At 58.6% G+C, this 9,478-nt stretch carries 8 protein-coding genes; all 8 read left to right on the top strand.

Translation table 11 applies throughout. From position 1 onward, the window contains the following. A partial coding sequence (locus tag AC3FOF_RS31010) for a DUF2345 domain-containing protein (RefSeq protein ID WP_488728768.1) occupies positions 1-1,208 on the top strand: 1,208 nt, incomplete at its 5' end. A 3-nt stretch (positions 1,209-1,211) separates the two neighbouring features. After that, entirely contained in the window at positions 1,212-2,567 is a 1,356-nt protein-coding gene (locus AC3FOF_RS31005) for a VRR-NUC domain-containing protein (protein ID WP_488728767.1), read from the top strand. Then, the gene (locus AC3FOF_RS31000) at positions 2,564-3,766 is read left to right on the top strand and encodes a type VI immunity family protein (protein WP_488728766.1); all 1,203 of its coding nucleotides are present in this window, start codon (positions 2,564-2,566) and stop codon (positions 3,764-3,766) included. The genes AC3FOF_RS31005 and AC3FOF_RS31000 overlap by 4 nt, the downstream gene beginning before the upstream one ends. A gap of 238 nt (positions 3,767-4,004) precedes the next feature. Next, positions 4,005-4,979: a PoNe immunity protein domain-containing protein gene (locus AC3FOF_RS30995; RefSeq protein ID WP_488728765.1), complete on the top strand. Its 975-nt coding sequence runs from the start codon at positions 4,005-4,007 to the stop codon at positions 4,977-4,979. An 18-nt stretch (positions 4,980-4,997) separates the two neighbouring features. Continuing rightward, positions 4,998-5,990, top strand: a complete 993-nt coding sequence (locus AC3FOF_RS30990) for a PoNe immunity protein domain-containing protein (protein WP_488728764.1) — start codon at positions 4,998-5,000, stop codon at positions 5,988-5,990. A gap of 5 nt (positions 5,991-5,995) precedes the next feature. Next, positions 5,996-7,132 carry a PoNe immunity protein domain-containing protein gene (locus tag AC3FOF_RS30985; RefSeq protein ID WP_488728763.1) on the top strand — a complete coding sequence of 379 codons (1,137 nt, stop codon included), beginning with the start codon at positions 5,996-5,998 and terminating at the stop codon, positions 7,130-7,132. Then, positions 7,129-7,668, top strand: a complete 540-nt coding sequence (locus AC3FOF_RS30980; protein WP_488728762.1) for a hypothetical protein — start codon at positions 7,129-7,131, stop codon at positions 7,666-7,668. Before AC3FOF_RS30985 ends, AC3FOF_RS30980 begins: the two co-directional genes overlap by 4 nt. Positions 7,669-7,952: 284 nt before the next feature. Next, the gene (locus AC3FOF_RS30975) at positions 7,953-9,431 is read left to right on the top strand and encodes a hypothetical protein (RefSeq protein ID WP_488728761.1); all 1,479 of its coding nucleotides are present in this window, start codon (positions 7,953-7,955) and stop codon (positions 9,429-9,431) included. Positions 9,432-9,478: the final 47 nt, after the last annotated feature.

The raw sequence follows: 9,478 nt of genomic DNA, 5'->3' as shown, positions 1-9,478 counted from the left end.
CCAAGCATCAAGTGCTCAGCACCATCAAGAGCAAGGAGCACAAGGGCCAGCGCGCCAGCGAGCTACGCCTGGACGACACCACCGGCGAGATCAGCGCCGCGCTGATGAACGACCATGGCGCCAGCGCTTTGCATCTCGGCTACCTCACCCATCCGCGACCCGACGGCGGCGGCCCACGCGGCGAAGGCTTCGAGCTGCGCACCGACCTGCATGGCGCGCTGCGCGCCGCCCAGGGCCTGCTGCTCTCCGCCGAGGCGCAGCGCGATGCGGCCGGCGGCCAGCTCGACCGCGAGGCCATCGTCGCCACGCTCGACGCCGCGCTCCAGCTCGCCAAGGCGCTGGGCGATTACGCAGGTCAGCATCAGGGGCTCGCGCACGACGCCAAGCCGCGCGAAGGCCTGACCGACGCCGTGCGCGATATGGGCCATGGCGCCAACGACCAGGCCAACGGCAGCGGTAACGGTACCAAGCCCTTGCTCGCGCTGTCCGCTCCTGACGGCATCGCGGCCGGTACGCCGCGCACGATCGCGCTCGGCGCAGGCGAACACATCGACGCTGCCGCGCAAGGCAACCTGCAGCTCAGCGCCGGCGAGCGCGCGCTGATCCACGCCCTCAACGGCATCAGCACCTTCGTGCAGAACGGCGACGTGCGCCACATCGCCCATCAGGGCGAGATGTTGCTGCAGGCCCAGCACAATCGCATGCGACTCGAAGCCGAACAAAGCGTCGACGTGACCAGCAGCGAGAGCCACGTCATCGTCGCGGCGAAGGAGCACATCACCCTCTTGTGCGGCGGCGCCTACGTAAAAATCGCGAACGGCAACGTCGAAATGGGCATGCCGGGCACCTTCACCGTCAAGGCCGGGAGCTATAACTTCATCGGCCCCGGCACCATGGTCCCTACGCTTGGACAGTTCTCCGGCCTGCCAGGGCCATTTGAGGAGTACTTCGTACTGCGCAACGCAGAGACAGATGAAGTACTTGCCAACCATCCCTATGAAATCGTCCGTGGTAGTGGAGACATTCTGCGCGGCCGCACCGATGCGCAAGGCAGAACGGAAACAGTTTCCGCATCCGCTATGGAACCACTTCAGGCGGAGGCCCTGGTGGATGACAGTGACCTGTTCAAGTTGGACGCCCAGTACTGGAACGATCCGAAGCCACTGCAGATCGACTTCGTACGAAACCCTGGCAACAAGGACGATTGACTGATGGCGAACAAACCACACCAATCTAGGCCGCGCTCCACGGACGGCAGCGCACAAGCCACCACCAAACCACAAGCCGCGGGAGCTCCCCTGCCGGTCACGAATCCTTTTGACCTCTGGTATCTCTGTGAAAAAGCGGAATATGCCAAGAAAAACCCCTATCGGCGTAAGCGCGACAATCGGGCCATGTACCAACGAACGGTCTCTACGTTTGTGCGCCTGGATAACGAAGCATTCGGTTATAAGTTTCCATACTGTGGCGAGGTGGGTTTCAACATGGTTGAAAAACCACCCGAACCAGTGATAAGCGCGTCGGAGGATTTTCGACCGAGTCGCTTCCCTCTGTCGTACTACAAAAAGATTTCCAGTAACGCGTTGGGGAACATATATGCCGATGTAGAGGTTGTGACCGATCTACTGGGCAAAGATGATTTAGAGCAGTTGATCGCCTACCCGCTTCCTAATCTCAACATTAAGGAAGAATACCAGGGCCGAGCTATCTGGACCGATGTACAAGGCGGTGTGCGCGGATTGCTGCGCATTCCCGACGTCGTACGCTTGCACAAGCACACCAACCCGGGAAAGGCGCAATACAGTCATCCAAATCTGGCCTTTGTGATTGAAATGAAGTTTCCAGGGGACAAGTTGACCGAAGACCAACAGACCGCTTACCTATTGATAGCTGGGCGGCATGATAAATTTAGATTGCTTCTTACAGAGCATTGCGGAAAAGCAAAGCGTCGTTTGCGCCGTGGTTGGGTACGCTCAACTAAAATGGAGCCGGTCTATGTGCCGGCCGGAAAACAGGTCAATTTCCCCACGCGTGCCTCGGCGAATCCGTACGCATTACTGGTTGGCATGATCGACCAGGAACATGAGGCGGCGCGGCGAAAACTGGAGGTTCGGCCGCCACCACCAGGTACGCCGGTGATGACGGCCACCCCAGATCCTCGCCAGATCGAGGAGCAAAATCGTCGAGCGCGGGCTGGTATCGAAATGGCGCTAGTGGCTCCTTTCGTGGCCGCGGCCGGTCTAACTGCTGTCGGTGGCGCGACCATCGTAGGTGGTGGCGCCGCGGCGACCGAAACAACGCTTGCCGCGCGTGCGGGGGCAAAAATCATTGACTTTGCGCCATACCTGCGCGCAGCCCGCGCGGCAGGAGCTACTGGCGCCGGAGCAGCGGCCTCACAAAGGGCTGCAGCACAACCAGCAGACGTGCCGTCGGCTACGCCCGCACTGTCGCCAGAAGATCGACAGAGGATGCAAGAGTACCGCGATTGGGAAGCCAAGCATCGATATGACATGAAAACAGAGCAGTACTACCTATTCTGGATGGATTCCCCCCGAGGACAAGAATGACTGAAGCCGAATTTTTCAACACGTTCGATTCCGAACGTTGGAACTTTACGTTCGTGGATGAAGACGATGCTGCCCAACCCACTCAGCAGGTTGGCTTGGTGGCGATCTTCCATTTGGTTGACGCCTGGTTGCCCATACGCCGAAAGCATATTGCTGAAGCATTTTCATTGTATGACCAGCACTTTGGCAGCAAGCTGAAAGGCGGATATCGCGGTGAAATGGGTATGAAAATCCAACACTACTCACGCAAGACCTTCACCGACTGCTTCGAGCACATCACGGCGGAAAACCCGATGAATGCCGTTGAATTCAAATGGATGTCTCGACCATCCTTTGGGCATGTCAGCGACTATATGTTTGGCGTCTACTCGCCCGCTGGTTGGATGGAAAAGATCCATAAGGTGACGACGACGTTGCGCTTCTACTTGCCGGCGGAGGAACTTCGCGGCGAGGGACGCCAACGCGTAGAGAAACTCCTGTTAGATATGTGCCATATTCTGCGTCCGCTGCATGGCGCAGCAGGGCTCGCCATTCAAGAATGTCACGAATGGGAAGACTTTCAGTACGTTGAATATGAAGTGGCGTGGTCCTATCGAGGATTGGATGTATGTGTGCCGATCAGCAGCCCATCGTGGCGTGATGGCTACATCCATCTAAACTGGTACACATTCCTTGCTCACCACTGGCTGGCCAAGCTAGGCACGGAAGAACAATTGCGAGCAAATTTCAACGACGAACGCATCTGCATCTTGCCGTATCAATGGGGCAGCATCATTCGCGCCGGTGACTGGCCAGCCTTGGGCAAGGCAGGGACCGACCCACGTCCCGAGCTGTACGCGAAGGTCAACGACGTCATCAAGCCCCTGCGCGTGAACGATATTGGGTCGTTGCACTACGGCTCGATCGCGGGCGAGATTCGGTTCAATCCGCGCACCAGCAATCTCTGGTTACGGCGCTTCGATCGCCCAGAAGACGTGCAAGCGGTACTCAAGACGACGCCAGCCCAGGGCAAGTCCAAGTCTTCGCAAGAAAGTGAGAGGTACGTAGTGCGGATCTACTCTGGCACGCCATGTCCGTGGCCCGGCGAATGGAGATGCGAACAGGCAAGTCATCTCGGGACGCGGTTCTTCCAGGCCGGTGACGTCATGCCCGACGTCGGTGATAAGCGCGTGACCTGGCGGCTCGTCAAACCCCGATAGGCGCCACGATGACCAGCTGAAAATCATAGCGAATCCATCTGGCAGATGTGTTGTGAGCGTGGTCATCGGCTGCATCCCCTTCGTCGGGAACGCCGTCGACGTCTACGACATCCTTCGCAGTCTTTATCAACTCCTACTCGACGAAGAAAACCCGTACTTCACAAGAGATTGGAGTATCAGCGCGGGCCTGACGAGCACTTGATTACGGCCTTGAGCATTTGCTCAGTGAATGAATCCCATGCAAACACTACCTCCCATCGACTGGACACGCTGGGCCGGCTGGCACGTGCCGGCCGCACGCTTCGAACAACGCCGCGAACCCTACTTGCGCTATGAAACGTACAAGCACAAATCCAATGGCAACTTGAGTCGTATTGCTATGATTTCCACCGACCTGCCTAAGCACGCCGCCAAGGCCAAGCCGGGTGGGTTGATGACGTCCACCCGACAACGCCTTTGGGATGTGCTCAACTGGCTCAGCCTCCAATACTCCGCAGGTGCCCAAGTCGAACTGTTCGGCGAGGTCTGGCCTTACGCCTTGGCATGGGCCGAGGAGTACGGCGAGTTCCACGAGGCCTACCATCGCTCACCTGAGGCCGACGGTTATGTTACCCCACACGTGGCACTGATCGACAACGAGTACTGGATCGTCGCGTTGCGTTTGACCTGCTTCGGTCTGCTGACCGGCCATGCTGAAGACATGCCTCGCGTGATGGCCGTGCTGGACTACGCCAACGCCACACTGGAGGTGCGTGACGGCCTGCTCGAACGCCTGGTCGCTCCCTTCGTACCGGGTCGCGGCACGCCGCCGGACAAGGCTACCCGTCACCTGCCGTACCGTAAGCTGTTCAAGGTCTTTGACGCCACAGCCGACAAACGCCCCGCCCTGATGGGGAAATACCTGGACGAGTGGTACCACGCCAGCCGTCGCGAGCCATACCATGAGCAACACGGGGACGGAGAGACGCGTTCGGACTTCAGCTTCTACGGCTACTGGTCCTGGGAAGCCGCCGCCGTCACCTGGCTGCTGGACATCGACGACAGCAGCTATCGCGACAAGGCCTTCTATCCCCGCGACCTGATCGACTTCGCCCGCAGCCGGCCCAACACCATCGCTGTGATTTCTCGCAACCATGCATTTCATGATCGATCGAAGGTTCCGCAGACCGCGCCATGTGGCCCGCCGCGTGGTATGCACAGGATATCGAATTAATTTCCTTATCAGTTAAATATGTTGAATTCTATAAAACAAATTGAATGGATCATTCTTTCCGGTTCAAAAATCGGCACCTCAGATTTCAAAATCCGCCGAGAACCGTATTTGAGATTAGCAACGTACAACTCTCGATTTGATGATCTATTGGACGGCATTAATCAAGTCTCTGGAGATACCAACTTGTTGTTAGTGCCTGAGTCTTCTCAGTGGCCAAGCTCGAGGTGGAGAGTCTCAGCCGCGCTGAACTGGATTAGCCTTCAGTATTCGGCAGGTGCGTCAGTCGATCTCATTTCATATGTGTGGCCCTACGTAATGAAATGGGCGGAAGAATACGCAGATATCTATGGTAGGTACCAAGAATCACCTGAAGCAGACAACTACGTCACGCCATATGCAGCGTTGCGCACAGAAGACTATTGGGATTTCGCGCTTCGGCTAATGTGTTTTGGTTTATTGACGGGTAATGCCACTGAAATGCCCCGGGTGATTGCATTCCTTGATTACTGCAACGAAGATATGGGCGTGCGCGACGGCCTGCTCGAACGCCTGGTCGCCCCCTTCGTACCCGGCCGCGGCACGCCACCCGACCAAGCCACCCGCCACCTGCCGTATCGCAAGCTGTTCAAGGTCTTCGACGCCACACCTGACAAGCGCCCCGCGCTGATGGCCAAGTACCTCGACGACTGGTACCACGCCAGCCGCCGCGAGCCCTATATCGATCAGCATGGCGAAGGCGACATCGCCTTCTACGGCTACTGGTCCTGGGAAGCCGCCGCCGTCACCTGGCTGCTGGACATCGACGACAGCAGCTACCGCGACAAGGCCTTCTATCCCCGCGATCTGGTCGACTTCGCCCGCAGGCGGCCCAACTCCATCACTGTGATTTCTCGCAACCATGCACGTCATGATCGATCGAAGGTTCCGCAGACCGCGCCATGTGGCCGGCCGCGTGGCATGCACAGGATATCGAAAGAATTTGTTCTTCCAAATAACATACTCATGGCGTGAGTCATATGCAGAACCTTCTTCCTATTGACTGGAAGCGCTGGGCTAATTGGCATGTTCCCGCCGAACGTTTCGAGCAGCGGCGCGAGCCTTACTTGCGCTATTTCCGTTACGAAGAGAGATCCGGAGATAAGCTATCTCGCATCGCGATGATCACAAGGGATCTTCCCAAATACGTAACCAAGGCCAGGCCTGGCGGGTTAATGACATCTACTCGACAACGTCTATGGGATTTCTTCGACTGGTTGGACTTGCAATATTCAGCAGGAGCCAATCTAGCTCTATTTATTGAAGTGTGGCCCTATGCATTGGAATGGGCTGAGGAATATGGACAGTTTCACAAGACATTTCACAACTCACCGGAAGCCGAGGGGCGTGTAACTCCCCATGCAGCACTCAGGACCGAGGATTACTGGACCGTGGCCTTGCGCATGACTTGCCTTGGCTTGTTGACAGGGAACGCAGCACAGATGCCGCGCGTAATATCGTTTCTCGACTACGGCAACGAAGATATGGGAGTACGCGACGGCCTGCTCGAACGCCTCGTGGCGCCCTTCGTACCCGGCCGCGGCACGCCACCAGACGAAGCCGCGCGCCACCTGCCATACCGCAAGCTATTCAAGGTCTTCGACGCCGCACCCGACAAGCGCCCCGTACTGATGGCCAAGTACCTGGACGATTGGTATCACGCCAGCCGCCGCGAGCCCTATGTCAATCAGCATGGCGAAGGCGACATCGCCTTCTACGGCTACTGGTCCTGGGAGGCTGCCGCCGTCACCTGGCTGCTGGACATCGACGACAGCAGCTATCGCGACATGGCCTTCTATCCCCGCGACCTGGTCGACTTCGCCCGCAGCCGGCCCAACACCGCCCAGCCGCCATCGCCGCCGCCACCGCAGTACGCAGGCACCCCCTGCCAGCAGGCCGGCTACTGGATCACCTCCGCCAAGCGCGGCGAGCGCCGTTACTTCGCGCAAGGCGAGATCTTCCCCGCCATCCCCAGCGAGACCATCGTCGGCCAGACCCAGTGGGATTGGGACCCGAACCAGCAACCGGTCGAGACCGCGCCGGCCAGCGATCCTGCCCGCGTGGCCGACAGCGGCGAGTTGGCGCCGCGCGCTGCGACCCAAGCGACATCCTTATGAACAGATTCGGGAAACCCGCCCTGTTTTGGATCATCGTTGGCGTTGTCACCCTGTCGGCGGTGTCGCTGGGTATCGCAGCGCTACAGCACGTCCCGAATCTATCCCTGTTCGCGCGCTACATGCTCGATATTCGGGACGAGTCCGTGGCTCCGGCAACCGTACGCGAACACTATGACCCCTATCGCGATCGCATCGTCTGTTTTCCGGGAACAGCGAAGAATGTCGCCCCCTTTCCCGCGCCAAGCTTGGAGGATCCGCTCTCCCCCCTCCTCGAAGACGTCTCAGGCACTCTCGATATACAGACGGCAGAGGGTGAAGCGGTCAGCGTATGGGCTACCAGACCCGATGCGTTCGATTGGGAAGCCACGGCCGTTGCCGATGTCACCGCCGGTGCTGAGATCAAGGTGTGCGGATCGCCCGTGCTTTCGCCGACGTTCAATCGCGAGGATGAGACAAGACTCGTTGTCGTCGGGCGCATCGTCGAGCATCGACCGCGGGGCGGCCAAGCGAGCCAGGCCCAAACGCGACTGAAGTGATGAACCCCGTGCGCGTTTGCTGCCTCGTCCCACGCAGCGCGCACCCTGCAGAACAGGCTTTCACCGGACAACGCTTATGCCCACCCAATCCGACCTGCGCTTCACCTTCGCCATCCGCGGCAGGGACGACAAGATCGACCGCAAGGCCAAAGAACTCGGCTGGCTGGGTGGGCCCCATGGGCACTGACCTATGCCCAAGTCGATGTCACGGGCACCGGTCTGTTCATCCATACCGATTCCATCCATCGCCACCATATACACATCAGTGTCGGAAGGGGTCAACCATGAGTATTCGACGAATGTGGACGTACGGCATCACTTCGGCTGGACTGCTATCCCTGCTACTTCTGATCGCCACTGCACAAGCGAAGGCGCCCCCCAACCCATGTAACCCCGAGAAAATCAGTATCGTCGACAGCCAACTGATAGCCTGCAGTGCTGAGGATTTCTACGAGACGACTATTACTCCGCCACCGCGCTCGGCGTTGCGCTTGGCACTCGACGAAGAGGTACGGCCGCAATTGGTCGTGGTCAACCCAGTAGCGTGGCCGGTGCGTGCCATCCTGTGGAAGGACCCCGTGCTCAATGGCGCGCGATGGGCGGAGTTCGATGCACAGGGCAACATCCTTCAGAGCAATTTCACTCCGGCCGGCCGCACGCTGCTGGAGTACCGACGCCAAAGCACCCCAGTATGGAATACCTTGCTGGATAGCCGTCTCCAAGCTGCCCCGATCTGGTTGGGTGGGGGACAGCACGTCTACGTCGCGGCACCTGCCAAAGGCCCGCTCCCCGTTGACAGTTTTTCACCGGAAGACTCCCTGGTAATAGCGAACGGTCGCGTGTGCCCCACTCGGAATGTCGACACCGCGTACGACTACTATCGTCGACTGAAGGATGTTAGTGATTACCGCAATGGGAACTGCGAGATGGCCGTCCTGCAACGCATAGGTGGCGGCAGCTTCTGGGTTTATCCGGAAGATGTTGGTGTCAGGAACGAATCGCCCAATCAACACCCTCTCTACTGGGCAGCCCAATATTTCTCCGACCCGGTGACTCCGCTTCTCGATGCCTCGGGAACCTGCGTGCTGTATTGCGATGCTGGCCACCACGCAACGGAGTCTCCCGTATCACACCAAGTACATGCGATAGCGGAACGGAACCCGCTAGATCTGCGCCCACCTCCGAAAAATGCACTCAGAGAAATGACGCTGGAGGAGCGGCAGCATGAGAAAGATGATTTGAAAGACAAGCGCCCTGTAAATTGGCCGGTGAGGGCACTGTTCAATTCCCGTTCTGGCATCTTCCAGTTCGATCGCCTTGGCAACGTTGTCGACATCCGCGGCGCTGCCACACCAATCCGTGCAGTCGAGACGCGCTTTGCCCGAACAGGGAAACCTCTCTGGCAAGGTGGCCAGCAGGTTTACTGGCTCCGCAACCCGGACCGTCCAAGTAGTGGCGATGCCGCGAGCGATTCGCAGACAGGCATCGTTATCGCCGATGGACATGCCTGTCCCATGCAACTGACTACCGAGGCATATGGCATCTTGCACGAAGATGGCAGGGCATTTCTCAATGGAAACTGCCCGAAGGCAGTCAAACGCACGATCGGCGCGCGGGAGTTCTGGGTTTACCCCGAAGACGAAACCAGCGCCTACCCGCATTACTGGGTCGTCCAGTACTTCAACGACCCGATCACCCCCATCGTCGATGCCGAAGGCCAGTGCTGGCTTTATTGCGACGGCCGCTCGCAACAGGGCGGCTAACCATGGCGGAAGATCTGAGTCGCCAAGAACGAAAACTGATGACGAAA

The organism is Cupriavidus sp. 96C5-1, from assembly GCF_057798855.1.
The sequence above is the reverse complement of the archived record's forward strand: the minus strand, read 5'-3'. Positions and strand labels throughout refer to the sequence as shown.

Excerpts from the sequence above, each read along its gene's own strand:
- AC3FOF_RS31000 (WP_488728766.1), top strand. The coding sequence starts at position 2,564 with ATGACTGAAGCCGAATTTTTCAACACGTTCGATTCCGAACGTTGGAAC.
- AC3FOF_RS30990 (WP_488728764.1), top strand. The coding sequence starts at position 4,998 with ATGTTGAATTCTATAAAACAAATTGAATGGATCATTCTTTCCGGTTCA.
- AC3FOF_RS30975 (WP_488728761.1), top strand. The coding sequence starts at position 7,953 with ATGAGTATTCGACGAATGTGGACGTACGGCATCACTTCGGCTGGACTG.
- AC3FOF_RS30980 (WP_488728762.1), top strand. The coding sequence starts at position 7,129 with ATGAACAGATTCGGGAAACCCGCCCTGTTTTGGATCATCGTTGGCGTT.
- AC3FOF_RS30995 (WP_488728765.1), top strand. The coding sequence starts at position 4,005 with ATGCAAACACTACCTCCCATCGACTGGACACGCTGGGCCGGCTGGCAC.
- AC3FOF_RS30985 (WP_488728763.1), top strand. The coding sequence starts at position 5,996 with ATGCAGAACCTTCTTCCTATTGACTGGAAGCGCTGGGCTAATTGGCAT.
- AC3FOF_RS31005 (WP_488728767.1), top strand. The coding sequence starts at position 1,212 with ATGGCGAACAAACCACACCAATCTAGGCCGCGCTCCACGGACGGCAGC.